Below are 17,713 nucleotides of genomic sequence, written 5' to 3' on the forward strand. Positions count from 1 at the left end.
TTGAGAAGATGGCATAAAAAAAACCGGCCCTTTTAGGAGGGCCGGCTTTGGTCGGAGAGATCAGCGATTAACAATTTTCTGCATTTGAGCGGAGTATCGATCACCCACGACCTTGATGTTTTTCAGTGCTGCTTCAATAGCTGACAGGTCAGAACTGTCGAGAGAAAGGGCCGCTGCGCCAATGTTTTCTTCAAGGCGATGTAGCTTGGTCGTTCCAGGAATGGGAGCGATCCAAGGTTTCTGTGCGAGAAGCCACGCGAGAGCCACCTGAGCCCGCTTTGCGCCCTTGCTCTGCGCAATCTGCCCGAGAGCTTCTACCAGCTGGGCATTCGCTTTCCGATTTTCTTCAGAAAAGCGTGGCACCGTGCTACGGAAATCATCGTCGCCAAATTTTGTATTGGCATCCACCGCTCCGGTCAGGAAACCTTTGCCCAGTGGAGAGAACGGGACAAAGCCGATCCCAAGCTCCTCCAGTACCGGGAGGATTGCTTCTTCAGGCTCGCGCCACCATAGCGAGTATTCGCTCTGCAGGGCGGCGACTGGAAGCACCGCGTGAGCACGGCGGATGGCGCCGACACCGGCTTCGGACATACCGAAGTGCAGAACCTTGCCTTCTTCTACTAATGCCTTAACCGCGCCAGCGACGTCCTCGATAGGAACCTGAGGATCAAAGCGGTGTTGATATAGTAGGTCGATGCGGTCGGTTTTCAGCCGCTTGAGGGATGCTTCAACCACTGCTTTGATTGTCTCGGGTCGGCTGTCCAGTCCGTCCGCTGGCACGCCATTCACGAAGCCGAATTTGGTTGCTATGACGACTTGGTCGCGGATCGGTGCCAGAGCTTCGCCCAACAGCTCTTCGTTGGTAAATGGCCCGTAGGCCTCCGCGCTGTCGAAGAACGTGATGCCTTTGTCGAACGCATCACGGATCAATGTGATCGCCGCCTTTTGTTCCATGGCCGGGCCATAGGCAAAACTCAGCCCCATGCAACCCAGACCAAGGGCAGATACTTCTAGCCCGCTTTTACCTAGCGTTCGTTTCTGCATGTTTCGTCTCCTTCGCAAAGATGTAGCCGATAGGTACACTCTAAATTCCTGTGCCGACTTCAACAATCGGCACATTGCTTCATGAGGAATTGAGGAGAATTCACTAATGATTCGTGCTGGCCTACCAGAGCTGACAGCCTTCGTGGCCATCGCTGAACAGCGCAGTTTTAGCGGTGCGGCCCGATTGCTCGGGGTCTCGCCCTCTGCTCTTAGTCACTCGATGAGGGGGCTCGAGGCGCGTCTGGAGTTACGCTTGTTCAATCGCACTACCCGCTCGGTGGCTCTGACCGAGGCCGGTGAGCAACTTTTCCTGCGCGTTCAGCCGCTCCTTGGCGATTTGGAATGCGCGGTGAATGATGTCACCTCAGAGCGCAACGCACCTTCGGGCTCGATCCGTCTCAGCGCTTCAGAATCTTCCTTCAAACTCCTGATCCGACATGTGATGCCAAAGTTTTTGGAGGACAACCCGCAGATCCACATTGAATGCATTGCCGATAGCCGCTTGGTCGATATCGTCGCCGACGGGTTTGATGCGGGCATCCGGCTGTTTGATGATGTGCCCCGTGACATGATCGCGATACGCTTCGGCCCTGATGTCCGATTTGCTGCAGTAGCCTCACCCGACTACCTTGATATCCATCCGGCGCCTAAAGCGCCGCATGATCTCAAGGCTCATCGCTGCATTCGGTTCCGATTCGCGAGTGGCACATTGTTCCGTTGGGATCTTGGCCATTTGGGCAGAACCGCTAGCATAGACGTCGATGGGCCTATGACCATGGACAATATCAACCTGATGACAGAGGCGGCGCTGGCAGGTATTGGTATCGCATGGCTCCCGGAGCACCAGGTAGAGGAGCACCTGAAGGACGGGCGCTTAGTGCATCTGCTGCCGGAATGGGGCCCATATTATCCAGGCGCCTGTCTCTATTACCCGGCAAACCGCCATCCGCCCATGGCGCTACGCATGTTTGCAGAGGCCGTTCGCGACTGGGTTCGACAACAGGAGTGAAATTACGGGGGGCGTGCGCGCTTGTAGTAGTGGTCAGATCGGGAAGCCATGCCAAAGCATGATATGTACCCCCGTAATGACTATTGCGCCTCCAATACCACGGGTGTCGAGTGAGCATCGCACCAGGTAGATGAGAACGGATGTTGCCGAAAAAATGAACGGCATAATGAGCAATAATCCTTCCCCATTGGAGAGGTAGGAATAAATAATTGTGCCCGCCCAAACCACGCATGACATGAGCATGGCTATCCCATCCGCTCTGCTCTTGGCTTCCTCGAAAAACGATGCTTCCTTAGCGTGACTCTCATATCCATGCACTCGGACATCCTCAATTGCGCATTCCGCCGCCATCACATATTAGGTCGAATTCTCACCTCATGGCCTAGGGGCAGATTCAACTCCAGAGTAAACGAGAACCGAGTCTGGCAGGCGCTGCCCTTGAATACTGATGGCTGCGACGGAGTTACCGAGCTCGCTCAGTTCCGGGGAGGTCAGCTGTATCGAAGCCGCACCAATGTTCTCGAGCATATGGGCCATTTGTGTCGTACCGGGGATAGGCACAATCCATGGTTTTTGTGCCATCAGCCAAGCCAAGGCTATTTGGCCAGGACTTGCTTGTTTGCGGTCTGCCCAAGATTTCAGCAAGGCAACAAGCTGCAAATTCTGAGCGAGGTTTTCCGGGGAAAACCGGCCCTCAATTTTTCTGATATCGCCGTCCGCAAAGCGCGTCTTGGCGTCGATGGCGCCGGTCAGAAAACCAACGCCTAGCGGGCTCCAGGGAACAAATCCAATACCGAGCTCTTGGCAGGTCGAGAGCACTTCATCCTCTGGCCCCCGCCATAACATCGAGTATTCACTTTGTACCGCAGTGAGGGGGTTTTCAAGGTGAGCGCGACGTAGGGTTTTCAAGCCCATTTCACACAGCCCCCAATGCAACACCTTCCCTTCGACCATGAGATCTTTGACTGCACCTGCGACATCTTCAATCGGTATCTGAGGGTCGACACGGTGCTGGTAGAGAAGATCGATGCGGTCTGTTCTGAGCCGCTGGAGCATGGCTTCAACGGCTAGTTTGATATGCTCCGGACGGCTATTGAGGCCCGGATGGCGCTCGCCGGTGAGGGTATCAATGTTCCAGCCAAACTTGGTAGCAATCACAACCTTGTCACGAAATGGGGCGACAGCTTCAGCAAGGATTCGCTCGACCTCAAGAGGGCCATAAGCCTCAGCAGAGTCGAAGAAAGTGACATCGTGGTCAAAGGCAGTTCGGATGATGTTGATCATCTCTGGGCGGTTGGGAATGGTCGTTTGATAGGTACGACTCATGTTCTGAACCCCAAGCCCTACGCTTGATACCTCCAAGCCCCCCAGGCGCCTTCTACCAATAGATTGCCCTGGGAGTGATCTGCCCTGGGCCGAGGCACCGTTTGGTTTCACATCAGCGGCAAACGCTGTTGCGCTTGCAAGCAATGGCGCGACGGCCATACCGCCAGCGGCAGCGAGCATTAGGCGGCGACTACGGTCAATCGGTGGCAGGTCGGTCATGGTCGTTCATCCCTTGATGGAAATGGAATCGGCTTATTGACCGACCATTTTCATGGCTGCCTCTGGCAGGCGATCACCCTGAATTTGAACGCTGGAAAGCTCGCGATTGATTGCATCCAGTTCGTCTGTGCTCAGAACCACCTCCGCGCCTTTCAAATTCTCCTCAAGGCGATGCTGCTTGGTGGTGCCAGGGATTGGCACGATCCATGGCTTTTGGGCCAGAAGCCAAGCCAGAGCTACCTGCGCTGGTGTTACGTCTTTGCGTTCCGCTACCTGCTTGATCAAGTTGACCAGTGCGGCATTGGCCTTGCGTGCCTCGACTGAGAAGCGTGGTACCGAATTGCGAAAGTCAGTGGAGTCGAACGTCGTGTTCTCGTCGATCTTGCCGGTCAGGAAGCCAGCACCGAGGGGACTGAACGGTACGAAGCCAATCCCCAACTCTTCCAGCACAGGTAACAAGTCCTGTTCCGGCCCGCGCCAAAACAGGGAATACTCGCTTTGCACCGCCGTCACTATTTGCACAGCGTGAGCACGGCGTATTGTTTGAGTGCCCGCTTCGGAAAGCCCAAAATGGCCGACCTTGCCTTCCGCAATCAACTGTTTCACAGCACCTGCCACATCTTCAATTGGCACTGCAGGGTCAACACGATGCTGGTACAACAGATCGATCCGGTCGGTGCGCAGCCGCTTCAACGAGGCCTCCACAACTGCCTTGATGTGTTCAGGGCGGCTATTGGTACCGCCGCGCCTTGCACCAGTCTCCAAGTCGATGTCGAAACCGAACTTGGTGGCAATGACAACTTTGTCGCGGATAGGAGCCAAGGCCTCACCTAACAGCAGCTCATTGGCGAAAGGGCCATAGGCCTCGGCTGTATCGAACAAGGTCACGCCCTGGTCATGGGCGGTACGGATGAGCTTGATCATATCCTGGGTGTCGGCAGCGGGGCCGTAGGCAGAGCTCATACCCATGCATCCGAGCCCTAAGGCGGAAACCTCAAGTTCGTTACCCAATAGTCGAGTTTTCATAGCGTAAATCCTCATAAAGAATGTGAGTGGCGACAGTGCTGTGCCTCAGCCGTGGACATTGGCAGAGCTCAACCAACGCTCAACCTGCTCCATGGTTTTGCGCTCCTGATCGGCCTCCATCGAGAAACCATCTATCAAATGCGCTTTCGGGGCGTGGCTTGCCAACACGGAGTAGCTGTCGCCCAGTCCGTAGCCGCCGTGAGTGATGAATGGCACAACCATTTTTCCGCTGAGGTCATGATTCGAAAGAAACGTGCGAATAGCTGGCGGCGTTGTTGTTCCCCATATGGGGAAGCCCAGAAATATCGAATCGTAGTCCGCAACGTTCGCCACATTGCTATCCAGTGGCGGCTCGAAACCGCTATCCCGTTCCTGTTGTGCCTGCGCTACCGTAGCGAGGTATTCCTCTGGGTACGGTTTAGCGGATCGGATTTCAAAAACATCTGCGTGAGTGGCGCGCTGGATCAAACCGGCAACAACCCGCGTGTTACCAGATCGCGAAAAGTAAGCAACCAGCGTTCGCGAGCCGGACTTCGACTTGGTGCTATCCCCCACAGAAGGAGACGACATACCCAGTAATGGGAGAGCGGCCAATGTGGCCATGACCTTGCGGCGAAGGGGATCATCGGGAGGATTCATCAGCTCACGTACTCCTTCCAGCGTACTGATCGATATGATCAGGATATGGGTGTGGTTTCCGATCGGCTAAGAACTGAAACAGGACGTGGTCGCCGTCGTCATGTCAGCCAGAACGTCTAACCCGAGAGCAATTTACTAAGGCGAGATAGTCAGCACTAGCCAGGTAGCGTGGCATGGGCCTGTGAGGGAGATTCATCAGTGCAGGGGAAAGGGTGGTAGATCGCCATAAACGGAAGGGCAAATTTCCGAAATCAACAGGCGGGCCGCATGCGCTGAGCAGCCCGTGCAAGTTTGGGCGCCTACATGATCCTGACTTCCGCAGCAGGGGTGAGACAGGACAATCCGGCAAGCAGGCTCTTACCTGCGAGGTTTCATAGGCGCGCATCATGGGTTCGTTCGTTTGCTCTGCACTCGCCAACCTGGGATGCCGCCACTCGCATTCACGAACGGTAGTTAAGTGGCTACCGTGGCATCAACCACCTCCACAAGCCAATCGCCGAACAGACGCACCCGCTGCGGTACGTTTCGGCGGTGAGGATACAGCAGGTTGATCGGCATGGTGGCCGGCAGATAATCCGGTAGAACCTTCACCAGAAGACCGGATGCGAGATAAGAAGCAACTCCCAGCAGCGGCAACTGTGAGATACCGAAACCGGCGCGACATGCGGCCCCACACGCAGGACTGTTGTTGACAGTGACCTTGTGCGGCACGGTGACGGTGCGCGCGACAGTGCCGTCCATGTATTCGAATTTGGCGGCCGAATCCGATGGGTTAGGTGCGTAGTTCACTAGGTAATGCAACGCCAGATCGGCCGGAGTGGCAGGCATGCCATACGCTTCGATGTAGGCAGGACTGGCGACGTTCACCAGCGGCAGGGCGCCTAACGGACGACACACCAGCGACACATCGGTCGCCGCGCCCACCCGCACGACGCAGTCAAAGCCATCGGCAATCACGTCGACCCGGCGATCCGTGCTGAAAATATCGAGCTGTATGTCCGGGTGCCGCGCATGGAATTCTGGCAGCCGCTGCATCACCAGACCAGCCGCCATCCCCAGTGGCAAATCGACACGGAGTCTCCCCGTCAAGTGGTTACCAGGCTGGCGGAACAGGCTGGTCACTTCATCGAAGTCCTCCAGCAGGCGCTCACTACGCGATAGTAAGGTGAGGCCTTCATCGGTCAATACCATCTTGCGCGTGGTGCGCTGGAACAAACGCGCCCCGAGCTGCGCTTCCAAACGGCTGACCGCCATCGAGATCGACGAAGGTGCTAGGTCTATCTGTTCGGCAACCCGGCTAAAGTTTTTGAGCTGAGCGACCAAGTTGAAGATGCGCAGGTCGTCGAGTGAAGGTAAGGGCTTGCTCATGGATTCATTTCGTCAAATAGTTTGATGAGTGTAATGCATGGCCAGACATTTGTTGCGGGTTGCCACATAAATAGAATGCCTCCCTCAACCACCATCTTGGGAAGCACTATCGTGGACGCACCATCAATCCGCACAACCCGAATCGCCCTTATTACCGGCGGCGGCCGGGGTCTTGGGCGATCGGCCGCTCTGCAACTGGCGAAAGATGGCTGGGATATCGTCATCACTTACAAGGAACGGCAAGAGGATGCGGCGGAAACCGTCGCCGCGATCCAGGCGTCTGGGCGTAGAGCGGCGGCGCTGCAGCTCGACACCGGAGAGGTCGCCAGCTTTGCGGCATTCCGCGCCGAGTTGGTTCAGATCCTGCGCCGTGACTGGGGCAGTGAGTGCTTTGATGCTTTGATCAACAACGCTGGCAATAGCGCTAATGTGTCGTTCATGGAAACCAACGAACAGCAGTTCGATGAGTTGATGAACGTGCATCTCAAAGGAGTGTTCTTTTTAACGCAGGCGCTGATTCCTCTGCTAAACGACCACGGTCATATCCTCAACGTATCAAGCGGGCTAGCCCGCTTTTGCACGCCAGGAAAAGCCGCCTATGCCAGCATGAAAGGCGCAGTGGAGGTGTTAACCCGGTATCTGGCCAAGGAACTGGGGACACGTGGTATTCGAGTCAATGCTATCGCTCCCGGGGCAATCGCCACCGACTTTAGCGGTGGCGCCGTGCGCGACAACCCGCAGGTGAACGCGTTTGTCGCGAACAACACTGCGCTAGGCCGCACCGGTCAGCCCGACGATATCGGCGGTGCAGTGGCAGCTCTGGTGTCTGAGCGTATGGGGTGGATCAATGGCGTGACGGTCGAAGCGTCCGGCGGGATGTTCCTGTAAGAATAGGCCTGCGTCGATGAGCGGCGGTTGTAACAACTTTTTGGGGACGGCGGCTGCGCTTCTTGGCACGCCGCAATCGGCCATAGATTGAGATTGCTCATCAATAAGTGGCGACGCTGTTGGATATCTCCGCAATTTCCTGCAACCCGGATGACGGAGGCTCGTCACCTGCGGCTCGGACAACGATTGTGAGATTGGTAGCCACTTCGGCTCATGTTGGAGCTAATGCCCTGACGGATGGCTACGATAGAAATCGTCGCTTCTGGCTGCGGATTCCACGCCATCCGGACACTCAGCCCACCAACATCCGGACACCCGTTCCACGATCATCCGGACAGGCAGTCGGAGCGCAGCGACGCAGGTTCGCATTGTTAGTCTGAAGTCCCTGCTGTCGTCAATTTCGTTGCGCGTCTGCGCATCGACTCGCCCTTCAGTTCGATCCGATAAGCGTTGTGCACCAGCCGGTCGAGGATCGCGTCGCCCAAGGTCGGATCGCCGATCAGCGCATGCCATTTGTCCACCGGCATCTGGCTGGTGACCAGCGTCGAGCGGTTGCCGTAGCGGTCGTCCAGCAGCTCAAGCATGTCGCGTCGTTGCGCGGCAGTAAACGGTGCCAGGCCCCAGTCGTCCAGGATCAGCAGGTCGGTCTTGGCGTAGCTGGCCATCAGTTTGGCGAAGCGGCCGTCGCCATGGGCCAGGCCCAGCTCCTCCATCAAGCGCGGCAGGCGCAGGTAACGCACGCTGTAGCCGTCGCGGCAGGCCTTGTGGGCTAGCGCGCAGGCGAGCCAGGTTTTGCCTACGCCAGTTGGCCCGCCGATGATCAAGTTCAGGCCATCACGCAGCCACTGGCCACCTCCCAGTTGCAGGATCATGGCCTTGTCCAGGCCACGCGGGCTGCGGTAGTCGATGTCTTCCAGGCAGGCGTTGTGGCGCAACCGCGCCGCTTTGAGGCGAGTAGTCAGGCGGGCGTCTTCGCGCTCGGTCACCTCACGGTCGACCATCAGGCCGAGGCGTTCATCGAAGCTCAAATCATTGATATCGGGCGTTGCGTGTTGCTCGCCCAGCGACTTGATCATGCCGTGCAGGCGCAGGGTTTGTAGCTTGTCGAGCGTTGGATTCGGTAGCATTTCGAAGCTCCTTTCTCAGGTCAGTGGTAGTAGCCCGGGCCACGCAGGTTGATGTGCTCGTCGGGCAGTAGCGGCAGGTTTTGCTGAGCCAGCGGCAGGCGCTCCAGCCCTTGGCGCAGGATCGATTCGAGGCTTTTGTAGCTGCATGCGCCCAGTGCCAGCGCCCGCTGGCACGCGGCTTCCAGCCGCGCTTCGCCGTGCTGTTTACTCAGGCGCAGGATGCCCAGGCAGGCGCGGAAGCCGTGCTGAGGGTGGATTCGGCGTTCGAGGATGTAGGCGATGACGCCAGCGGTGTTTGGCCCGGTCTGCTCTGCCCAGCGGATCAGCCGTTGCGGTGTCCACTCGGCGTGTTCGCGGTGGCTCTTGGGCATGTGCTCGGTTTGGGTGGTGTGGCGGCCTTTGTGCAGCGAGCGCAAGTGGCTGGCCACGCGCTGGTTGGCGTGGAAGCACTCGACGGTCTGGGCGGTGAGCCGCACTTCGAGTTGATGTTTCACTAACTGGTACGGCACCGAGTAAAAGTGGCCATCGACCTCGACGTGATAGTCGATATGGACGCGTACCTTTCTCCATTCGGCATAGACGTAGGGGTGTTCCGGCAGCCCTTGCAGCGCCGGTTGGTCGATGGCCTCGAAGGCTGATCGGCGTGAGCCGGGCAGCTTTTTGAAGGGCTTGTGATTGAGGCGATCCAGCAGCAATGCGATGGCGGTATTGAGTTCGCCAAGCGAGAAGAACTGGCGGTTGCGCAGCACCGCCAGGATCCAGCGTTCGACCACTTGCACGCCGACTTCGACCTTGGCTTTGTCCTTGGGCTTGCGCGAGCGAGCAGGCAAGACGGCGACGCCATAATGCTCGGCCAGATCGCGGTAGCTGGGGTTGATATCCGGCTCGTAACGGTGCGCTTGAGTCACGCCACTGCGCAGATTATCGGGCACCAGGATCTGCGTTGTGCCGCCGAAAAAAGCAAAGCAGCGGACGTGCGAGCCCAGCCAGTCGGGCAGTTTCTGCGACCAGGTGGCCTCGGCAAAGGTGTAGCTGGACGCGCCGAGAACGGCGACGAAGATCTGAGCCTGGCGGATCTCGCCGGTTTGCCGGTCGATGACCGGCGCTGTTTGCCCGGCGTAATCGACGAACAGCTTTTCGCCAGCTCGATGCTCCTGGCGCATGACCACGTCGACCTTGGCGGCCCAAAGGCGGTAGTGCTCGCAGAACCAGCTGTATTGGAAGCCTTGCGGGTGAGCGAGTCTATATTCCTGCCAGAGCAAGGCCAGAGTGACGCCGGGGCGGCGCAACTCCGCGTGTACCCACGCCCAGTCAGGCATTGGGCGCTGGTCGGTCGGCACCGGCACTGCCGGTGGAAACAGCCGTCGATTCAACTCCGCATCAGAAATATCGATGGGCCACTGAAGCCCACTGGCGGCGAACCGGCAAAGGTAATCCCCTGCACTCGAATGGCCGATGGATAAGCTGGCGGCGATCTTGCGCACGGACAGGCCGGCGTCGAACTTTAGGCGTAGTACCTCTCGGATTTTACGCATGGATAAACGCTCCACGACGACCTCTTCGCTTCGAAAAAAGAGGTCGATAGTAGTGAATAGTCCTGCGTTGCTGCCTGCCTGAAAGTGTCCGGATGGCCGTGGAATCGGTGTCCGGATGCTTGTGGAATGAGTGTCCGGATCAGGGTGGAATCAGTGTCCGGATGTCGGTGGAATGGGTGTCCGGATGGTCATGGAATCCCCACTTCTGGCTGCTGGCATTGCTGGACGACAGGGCTTTGAGGGGTTTTGGGTACCCAAACGGAATCTACCAATCATTGACCTAGCCCGCGAGATACTGGACGCATTGGAGCCATGACGCCCGGGATATGCATGGCATCACTCTAGAAGAACTGCTTGCGAATGGCGCCAGCCCATTGGCTGTCGCTGAAAGCATGAAAGAGCTGTTTGTAGGCAAATCTCTATGCGCTGACAACCCTGCGGATTGGTTCTGGCTTGACGTACTGTCCGAAGCCGCCGGTATCGAGCCGCACTTCACTGTACTGCCCCTCGAGTCGTTCGTAGGGCGTGAAGCCGCCGCTATCCTGCGCCATCTGCCGGTACGAAAAGGCCATCGCGCAGGTGCTGATGTAGTCGCACTCAAGCTCGTCGTCGATGGCTTCTGGTGATTCAGCCAGTTTCACCAAGCCTGTACCTTCGGGCGAGGCCAAATGAGCGCACTGAGCTGTTGCCGCTGACCGAAAACTGACCCATTAAAGGCTGTTCTGCCGACTGAAAACTGACCCAGGTGTTCAACTGCTTCTGCTCACTTTTCGAGCAGGAGAACACCAGGTGATCAGCATGGAAATGATGGGAAAAATTCGGCGGATGTATTTCCGCGACAAGCTGTAGCTTCACCAAATAGCCAAGCGTACCGGGCTGTCCAGGAACACCATCCGTAAGTGGATCAGAGCCCCCGAAACCAAACAGCCGGTGTACCAGCGGCAAGCCGCTTTCAACAAGCTCAGTCCTTTCCACGAAATACTGGAGCAGGCACTCAAAGCCGATTCGCTTCGGGCCAAACACAACCGCAGAACCGCCAAGGCTCTCTTCGAGCAGATCAAAGCCGAGGGCTACGACGGCGGCTACAGCCAACTGACCGCCTTCATCCGCGCGTGGCGCGGCGAGCAAGGAAAATCCTTGCGAGCCTTTGTGCCGTTGACGTTCGCGTTGGGCGAGGCTTTCCAGTTCGACTGGAGTGAAGAAGGTCTGCTGATCGGTGGGCTGTTCAGGCGGATCCAGGTCTCCCACATGAAGCTCTGTGCCAGCCGCGCATTTTGGCTGGTGGCCTATCCCAGCCAAGGTCACGAGATGCTGTTTGACGCCCATACTCGCTCGTTTGGGGCATTGGGCGGCGTTCCTCGTCGCGGCATTTACGACAGCATGAAAACGGCTGTCGACAAGGTCAGCAAAGGCAAAGGGCGGACGGTCAACGCCCGTTTTGCCGTGATGTGCTCGCATTATTTGTTCGATCCAGACTTCTGCAACGTAGCCTCAGGTTGGGAAAAAGGGATCGTCGAGAAGAACGTCCAAGACAGTCGGCGACGTATCTGGCTCGATGCTCAAGATTGCCTGTTTCATACCTTCGATGAGCTGAATGTCTGGCTCGGCCAGCGCTGCCTGACTCTCTGGAGCGAGCTGCCGCACCCGCAATATAAGGGGCTTACGGTGGCAGATGTTCTGGAGCTGGAGCGGGTGGAAATGATGCCGATGCCCAACATCGAGCGACGCAAAGAGATCAAGGGCAACGAAGTCCTTCTGTCGAACGAAAAAGCCAAGCGCGTACTGGGCTTTAAGCCGGCGTATTCCTGGACGGCGGAGGTAGCCGTACGAAGTGACGGTTTTGCGCCCGCAAGCTGGAAGGTAGCCGTTCTGGCCCCCTGTCAATGAAGTTGATAGGGGGCTTTTTGGGTTAGCGCCCCCATGACCACATCTGGTCGAGCCACTTGGCAAGCAAAGGCCGGGATTAATCGATAGCAAAGGATCAGAAACGGTGACGCTTCCTTATTCTGTATCTGCGTCGCTAGCCCTTTCGCGGTGCCAATAGCGCTGGACGCTGGACTGCGAAAGTCCAAGTAAACGAACTGCTTCTGCTTGGGTCTTGCCTTGGGCTTTGAGCTCAAGCACCGCCTGCATGTTTTTCTTATTGGCCGGCTTGCCTGCAGGCCGAAGGGCAAGCTTGGTTCCATCCATCTGGGCGTGTAGCAATTCGAGACCACCCTCCTCAGTAAACTTCTTCAGTTCTAGATTGGCTGAGACGAGGGCGTCTTGAGCAGGCAGGCCCCGTTCCAAGGCCACACACAGCGCCACCAGCGCAGTAAGGTCGAAATCAAGCGCCAGTGCCAGATCAGCGAGCTTGGAAAAGCTTATGCCTGTCTTCCCTCGCTCGATGAGGCTCAGAGTTGTGCGGAATGTTGCCTCGTTGAGCTCGCTATAGCTCAAAGCTCGTTGCTCGCGGATTGCCCGCAGCGCGGCGGCTAGCTCATTTTTAAGGGCCATGGGCGTCCAAAAAGAGAGGATAAAGCCACACGTGCATCAACCCAATAAACAGCTAATATTGTGTAATATGGGTTCTTTAGGTTATGATTGGGCTCAGTGCTTGCACCCGACGTCCCAAGACCCAAGCCCATAAGGTGCATAGCTAGATGTCCTCTCAGCAGAGATGAATTATCAATTTACGCTTAAATCGTATTTATTGGAGGCCGCTGGTGAAGGTGCATGTCCTGTCTGACCTCCATCTCGAATTTGAAGATTTCGCAGTGCCCGTCCTCGATGTCGACCTTGTCGTCCTGGCTGGTGACATCCATACGCTCACGAGAGGCGTGGAGTGGGCTAGCGATACCTTCGAATGCGACGTTTGCTATGTCTTAGGTAATCATGAGTTCTATCGAGGGCACCTCGATCGAACTCTTCAAAAAGCCAAGACCAAGGCGGCACCGCACGTTCACGTACTGGAAAATGAAGCATTTATTTTCCAGGATGTACGATTTCTCGGTGCGACGGCATGGACGGATTTCACTTCCAGCGGGGATATTAGCGCTGCGATGTCCGTAGCTCGTGACGAAATGACGGATTTCAAGCTGATACGAACCGGGCCCAACTATCGTCGGATCAGGCCGGACGACATTGCCGAGAGGAATCGCTTTTCCAAACAGTGGCTCGCTGCTGAATTGGGAAAACCGTTTGCAGGACTTTCAGTAGTAATCACCCACCATTCGCCTCTTGTCGAAGTTGGGGGAGAGGAGCATGAGGGCCACCTGACGGCGGCTTATTGCAACGCATGGCACACGTTAGTGATGCAAGCGGATACCTGGTTTTTCGGGCACACCCATCATGCAGTGGATGTTCACCTGGGCGGCTGTCACCTCGTCAGTAATCCCAGAGGTTATCCGAAGGAAACGACTGGTTTTGACGCTACCAAAATCGTGGAATTTTAGAAAATGAAGATGCTGGCGACTCCGACCGAAGATGTGGATATTCCCCCGCAGGTGGCAGCCGCTAGACTCATCGACTGGGGTGTTTCAATCGACGCATTTCTCGTCAACGCGGCGAGGGTCAGTACCCGATTTGCTGCCTCAGTGTACTTGGATCGATCGGGAGCCTTGGCCAATGGCATGACCATAGCAACACCGCCTGTATATCAAATCATGACGATCCAGGGATTTGAATTAGTGCGCAGCGTTTGCGGTAGCGACAACTATGTAATCGTGTCGAGACTGAGACCTCAAACCCCATGACTACCCCGCCCACGGTTCCGAATGCAGTTCATGAAGCCGCCAAGACTCAGTTCCGGCTGGCCATTACCGGTTACCTTTTCGAGCCTGAGCTATGTGGTTTCTGTCTCACAGGAAGGGTTTTCCTCGATCAAAAAGAGCGCTTCAGACCCGGCCGGCTGATTCGTACATCGGCGGTGGAGGAGTTTGTCGAGCAGTGCGGTTACACGCTTGCCGCGACATGGTCGGGCAGCGTGTATGTCCTCGTCGCTGAGGATGGCCCGTGGGTCTTTGCGTTTCCCGAGGGGAGGTGGAATGGAGCTTCTACGGATTGCTGAGATGACGAGCCTTGTAGGTGTGCCTACGGCCGGCGCAACGCTATCGAGCGCCCAAGCCATCGAAGAAAAGCTGTCGCGCACAACTAAGCCGCATTGCATCGTTCAGGCGTGGGTGGTGATAGACGTACAAGGTGCTGATCATTTGGTGCCCATCGGCAGCCATTTGCTGCCCATAGTGGTGTACAGCCACCATGTCGTCTCCCATAGCAGCGGCCAGTTGGCACAGGGCGAGACAGTGCTGACCGGGTTTGCAACCTACTATGATCCCCGGGGGATCTTCGAAACCGCTGACGCCGTCTACATCCTGCTTCATCAAGGTTTTCGAAAGACAGCTCATATAGACACAGTTCGTGCTGCGCGGTGATCTTGACACTGAACCAAGGCATGGTTTCCACATGCGCATCTGAGAGCACCGGCCGATCGACCGATGCTACAGTAACTGGAATTGAGCATCTTTCAGGAAGGGACACATGCCGTACGAGCTAGACGGGCGACTGGTTATCGGTGTGGCCTCCAGTGCAGTTTTCAACTTGCTCGAATCCGATGCGGTTTTCAAAAGTGAAGGCGAGGAAAAATACCGCCGGTTTCAGGAAGTGAACCTGCATACCCCATTGCCCAAAGGCATTGCTTACCCGTTCATAAAACGCCTGCTGTCCCTCAACGACCTTTCTTCGGATGCGTCTGATCCTCTGGTTGAAGTAGTGCTTCTTTCAAAGAATGACCCCGATACGGGGCTGCGCGTGATGAAGACTATCGAGCACTATGGGCTGCCCATGACCAGGGCTATCTTCATGCAGGGCCATTCTCCGTATGAGTACATTCCAGCCCTGAACATCGCCCTGTTTTTGTCTGGAGATAAAGCTGATGTCGAATCGGCAATCAAGGCCGGCTTCCCGGCCGGCCAGATGCTCGACTCCCAGTTTGACGACGATGAGTCTGACCAGACGCTGCGCATTGCTTTTGACTTCGATGGGGTTTTGGCCGGGGATGAGTCTGAAACGGTCATGCAGACCGCCGGGCTTACCGAGTTCCATGCCCATGAAGTCAAAAATGTCATGCAGCCTCACCACCCAGGCCCTCTGAAGGAATTTATGGTGCGTATTGCGAAGATTCAGTCCGTTGAGGAGGAGCACAAAAAACTCAACCCCAGCTACAAGAATCGGATTCGGGTTTCAATCGTCACTGCGCGCAATGCCCCGTCCCATGAGCGAGCAATGAACACCCTCAAGAGCTGGGGCGTCATGGCGAACGATGCTTTCTTTCTGGGTGGCATTGAGAAGGGCAGGGTGCTAGGTGTCCTGAAACCCCATATTTTCTTCGACGATCAATCAGGGCATCTCAAATCGGCCAGCGCAGTCGTTCCATCGGTGCACGTTCCGTTTGGTATAACCAATCAAGCCGCCGTTAAGCCTCAGGTTCATGTCGAGGACGTGGTGTAAATCGCTCGGCGCAACCGATCTGCAGCATGGCATAGCATCGTAAGGAGTACATGGATGTCTGGTTAGGGCCTTTTGAATATCGATCCAAGCAAGAGCTCCTGGAGCGACTGAAGCACTTCGTCCGAACAGCTGATATTGGAGAAGTTATCCATCCTGTCGCCATCCAGAAATTGCGCTTACTGCTGGCGTTACACCCCGACGCTGATAGGAAAATCGGCGTTGGCGTTGACCATTTTCGCATTGATAGAAATGACCTGGCCGGCCAAGGACTGCGTGTGGTGCGCCTCGATGGTTCCACCGACAATTTTTCCTACAAGCGTTGCGTCACTGGCGTGGCCCAATCGCATCATGGGAAGGTTTGCGAGGCGCTGAGGTTCGTCGTGAGGCCACAGCTAGATGCCTTTCGAGCGGGTCTGGTATGGCCAGTGAGATGCGGTATCACCGGGAGCATAATCGCTCACGCCAACGATTTGCACATTGACCATAAGGTGGCGTTCTGGCGTCTACTGGAACAGTTTTGCCATGCGTATCAAATTGACCTGCCCTCCTTGGAGGTATCAGGCAGTGGTATGGAACTGGTGCTTGTAGATCATGATGTAGCCCATGCATTCTCGGCCTTTCACCTCGCGCATGCGCAGCTCCAACCTGCCAGTAGGTTAGCCAATGTCGTGAAAGGTGGCAGGTCGTCCGCTGCTGTGTACGACGGCCGGAGTGCATTGCACGCCCGGTCGTTTTCGGGCGTGAAACTTGGGACGACGTCGGACAAACTTATGTAAAAGCGACAAAAAATTCGAATATGCGACAATTTCCTGTATTGCCCCCTTTAAAATTTTAAAGCGCGACGGAGTTCTATATTTGAAGACAAGAGAAAAGCAGCTGTGTCCCGGCAGCGGCATTCTCCGAGGTGAACGTCGGTTTCTCTTTGTGGGCTTTTGCTTTTCGATTTCCGAGTTTGAAGATCGAAACGATGCTTCGGTCGATATGCTAGCAGGGGGTGTTAGGGAGATCGCTTCCTTTGCGGCCGCAAGGCTGCTGCTTATATTTTGAGCACAAACCACAGGCGCATTTTTTCAAAAAAACCGCAAATAGTGGTTTTTTCGGGTTTTTATAGGTTTTTTGTCTATATGTTGTGTTTGGTTGGTGTTGGCCTGATCTATGAATGTGGGGTCTGATTTAGAAGCGAGTGTTTGGAGAACTGCGGCCAAGGTCTACGGAGGTTCCCTTCCTCGGTTGGTAGCTCAAGCCGTCAGCCTCTACCGGCAACGTCCTGGTTTGGATGACCTCACTCGCATGCATCTGCCCGCGATGGGCTCGGAGGCTTTCCATGCGCTAAAATCAGGCCTAGGTCATACAGCGGCGAAGCAAGCCGATGATGGCTACATCACGCTCCGGCATGGCATGAGATGGCACATCGTGAGTCATCTGCAGCGTCTACTCATTGACGATGGTTATGCTACCCCGATGATGCGCGACGATTTTTTTGCGGCAAATCTCGGCCTATGATCTCGCGGGCGAGCACCTGATGCAGTTGGAGGTTCTCTAGCAAGAGGAGCTTCGGAGCTGGGTGTATGGGTCTGACCTGTGTAAACCCTTTTTTTGATGTGTAAACCAAGAGGTTTACACATCAATTTTCAGCTTTACAGTGCTGGTGCCAGTGGCATGGTGCTGCCTGGGCATGAGAGTCGAAATGATGATTGAAAATCTAAGCGAAGACGAGATGCGCCAGGCCCTGTTCGGCAGTGCTGTCCAATCGTCTGAGGAACTGGCAGGTCGTGATCCGCAACCCGCCTTGGCGTTAGTTCGCGTTAAGAGAGCTCCTACCTCCAAGCCCTTGTCGCCCAAACTGCGTGTGACATTGCACGTTACGAAAACATACGAAGGGCCGCAGGAAGTATTTGTTCATGACGCCAACACGCTCAGCTCCCTCGTGGCCGAAGCCGAAGCTAAGGCGGCTGCGAAGAGGAAGAAATTTCGCTACTTCGAGGTGATGTCGATTGAGTCAGTCTGATACCCAGCACACTCTGTATTGCATGTTCCTGGAATGC

The 17,713-nt window shown here is 56.0% G+C and carries 20 protein-coding genes and 1 pseudogene; 12 read left to right on the top strand and 9 right to left on the bottom strand.

The features are described 5' to 3' along the window. Positions 1-60: 60 nt before the first annotated feature. Entirely contained in the window at positions 61-1,044 is a 984-nt protein-coding gene (locus AC4ANE_RS05205; protein WP_031594959.1) for an aldo/keto reductase, read from the bottom strand. 106 nt (positions 1,045-1,150) lie between these two features. Between AC4ANE_RS05205 and AC4ANE_RS05210 the strand changes: the two genes are divergently transcribed. After that, positions 1,151-2,053, top strand: a complete 903-nt coding sequence (locus AC4ANE_RS05210) for a LysR family transcriptional regulator (RefSeq protein ID WP_460408743.1) — start codon at positions 1,151-1,153, stop codon at positions 2,051-2,053. Between the two features lie 375 nt (positions 2,054-2,428). Here the strand turns inward: AC4ANE_RS05210 and AC4ANE_RS05215 are convergent, their stop codons facing one another. The 4 genes from AC4ANE_RS05215 to AC4ANE_RS05230 form a co-directional block, all read right to left on the bottom strand. Then, the gene (locus tag AC4ANE_RS05215; protein ID WP_002555275.1) at positions 2,429-3,598 is read right to left on the bottom strand and encodes an aldo/keto reductase; all 1,170 of its coding nucleotides are present in this window, start codon (positions 3,596-3,598) and stop codon (positions 2,429-2,431) included. A gap of 33 nt (positions 3,599-3,631) precedes the next feature. Beyond that, positions 3,632-4,624, bottom strand: coding sequence for an aldo/keto reductase (locus AC4ANE_RS05220; protein WP_002555274.1), 993 nt, complete (start codon positions 4,622-4,624; stop codon positions 3,632-3,634). A gap of 45 nt (positions 4,625-4,669) precedes the next feature. After that, positions 4,670-5,263: a flavodoxin gene (locus AC4ANE_RS05225; protein ID WP_031594957.1), complete on the bottom strand. Its 594-nt coding sequence runs from the start codon at positions 5,261-5,263 to the stop codon at positions 4,670-4,672. Positions 5,264-5,716: 453 nt separating this feature from the next. Next, positions 5,717-6,631: a LysR family transcriptional regulator gene (locus AC4ANE_RS05230; protein WP_002555273.1), complete on the bottom strand. Its 915-nt coding sequence runs from the start codon at positions 6,629-6,631 to the stop codon at positions 5,717-5,719. A gap of 75 nt (positions 6,632-6,706) precedes the next feature. Between AC4ANE_RS05230 and AC4ANE_RS05235 the strand changes: the two genes are divergently transcribed. Continuing rightward, positions 6,707-7,519: an SDR family NAD(P)-dependent oxidoreductase gene (locus AC4ANE_RS05235; protein ID WP_050512906.1), complete on the top strand. Its 813-nt coding sequence runs from the start codon at positions 6,707-6,709 to the stop codon at positions 7,517-7,519. 371 nt (positions 7,520-7,890) lie between these two features. Here the strand turns inward: AC4ANE_RS05235 and istB are convergent, their stop codons facing one another. Both istB and istA (AC4ANE_RS05245) read right to left on the bottom strand, forming a co-directional pair. Further along, positions 7,891-8,646, bottom strand: a complete 756-nt coding sequence (istB, locus tag AC4ANE_RS05240) for an IS21-like element ISPsy14 family helper ATPase IstB (RefSeq protein WP_002555271.1) — start codon at positions 8,644-8,646, stop codon at positions 7,891-7,893. Between the two features lie 20 nt (positions 8,647-8,666). Then, entirely contained in the window at positions 8,667-10,181 is a 1,515-nt protein-coding gene (gene istA, locus AC4ANE_RS05245; RefSeq protein WP_060410110.1) for an IS21-like element ISPsy14 family transposase, read from the bottom strand. Between the two features lie 326 nt (positions 10,182-10,507). Between istA (AC4ANE_RS05245) and AC4ANE_RS05250 the strand changes: the two genes are divergently transcribed. Beyond that, the gene (locus AC4ANE_RS05250; protein WP_002555269.1) at positions 10,508-10,807 is read left to right on the top strand and encodes a hypothetical protein; all 300 of its coding nucleotides are present in this window, start codon (positions 10,508-10,510) and stop codon (positions 10,805-10,807) included. Between the two features lies 1 nt (position 10,808). Here AC4ANE_RS05250 and AC4ANE_RS05255 read toward each other — a convergent pair whose 3' ends face one another. Beyond that, the gene (locus tag AC4ANE_RS05255; protein WP_230851522.1) at positions 10,809-11,126 is read right to left on the bottom strand and encodes a hypothetical protein; all 318 of its coding nucleotides are present in this window, start codon (positions 11,124-11,126) and stop codon (positions 10,809-10,811) included. Here AC4ANE_RS05255 and istA (AC4ANE_RS05260) point away from each other — a divergent pair. Beyond that, a pseudogene (gene istA / locus AC4ANE_RS05260) lies at positions 11,040-11,894 on the top strand (IS21 family transposase); the annotation flags it as partial. The gene AC4ANE_RS05255 and the pseudogene istA (AC4ANE_RS05260) overlap by 87 nt on opposite strands. A 288-nt stretch (positions 11,895-12,182) precedes the next feature. On the opposite strand, the gene AC4ANE_RS05265 reads toward istA (AC4ANE_RS05260), so the two are convergent. Then, complete coding sequence (locus AC4ANE_RS05265) at positions 12,183-12,677, bottom strand: helix-turn-helix domain-containing protein (protein ID WP_031598148.1); 495 nt, start codon at positions 12,675-12,677, stop codon at positions 12,183-12,185. A 209-nt stretch (positions 12,678-12,886) separates the two neighbouring features. Between AC4ANE_RS05265 and AC4ANE_RS05270 the strand changes: the two genes are divergently transcribed. The 8 genes from AC4ANE_RS05270 (at position 12,887) to AC4ANE_RS05305 (ending at position 17,676) form a co-directional block, all read left to right on the top strand. Beyond that, positions 12,887-13,615 carry a metallophosphoesterase gene (locus AC4ANE_RS05270; protein ID WP_031598147.1) on the top strand — a complete coding sequence of 243 codons (729 nt, stop codon included), beginning with the start codon at positions 12,887-12,889 and terminating at the stop codon, positions 13,613-13,615. A 3-nt stretch (positions 13,616-13,618) separates the two neighbouring features. After that, positions 13,619-13,915, top strand: coding sequence for a hypothetical protein (locus tag AC4ANE_RS05275; protein ID WP_031598146.1), 297 nt, complete (start codon positions 13,619-13,621; stop codon positions 13,913-13,915). Next, positions 13,912-14,229, top strand: a complete 318-nt coding sequence (locus AC4ANE_RS05280; RefSeq protein WP_032074508.1) for a hypothetical protein — start codon at positions 13,912-13,914, stop codon at positions 14,227-14,229. The genes AC4ANE_RS05275 and AC4ANE_RS05280 overlap by 4 nt, the downstream gene beginning before the upstream one ends. Next, positions 14,207-14,593: a DUF6957 family protein gene (locus AC4ANE_RS05285; RefSeq protein ID WP_044423882.1), complete on the top strand. Its 387-nt coding sequence runs from the start codon at positions 14,207-14,209 to the stop codon at positions 14,591-14,593. The genes AC4ANE_RS05280 and AC4ANE_RS05285 overlap by 23 nt, the downstream gene beginning before the upstream one ends. Before the next feature lie 106 nt (positions 14,594-14,699). Continuing rightward, positions 14,700-15,668 (top strand): 5'-nucleotidase, encoded by a 969-nt coding sequence (locus AC4ANE_RS05290; RefSeq protein WP_002555266.1) that lies wholly within the window; start codon positions 14,700-14,702, stop codon positions 15,666-15,668. A gap of 50 nt (positions 15,669-15,718) precedes the next feature. Continuing rightward, positions 15,719-16,444, top strand: coding sequence for a DCL family protein (locus AC4ANE_RS05295; RefSeq protein WP_460408745.1), 726 nt, complete (start codon positions 15,719-15,721; stop codon positions 16,442-16,444). Between the two features lie 514 nt (positions 16,445-16,958). Then, positions 16,959-17,171: a hypothetical protein gene (locus AC4ANE_RS05300; RefSeq protein WP_031598142.1), complete on the top strand. Its 213-nt coding sequence runs from the start codon at positions 16,959-16,961 to the stop codon at positions 17,169-17,171. 187 nt (positions 17,172-17,358) lie between these two features. After that, positions 17,359-17,676: a hypothetical protein gene (locus AC4ANE_RS05305; RefSeq protein ID WP_031598141.1), complete on the top strand. Its 318-nt coding sequence runs from the start codon at positions 17,359-17,361 to the stop codon at positions 17,674-17,676. Positions 17,677-17,713 lie beyond the last annotated feature (37 nt).

It is taken from the genome of Pseudomonas sp. Pme6b, assembly GCF_058129925.1.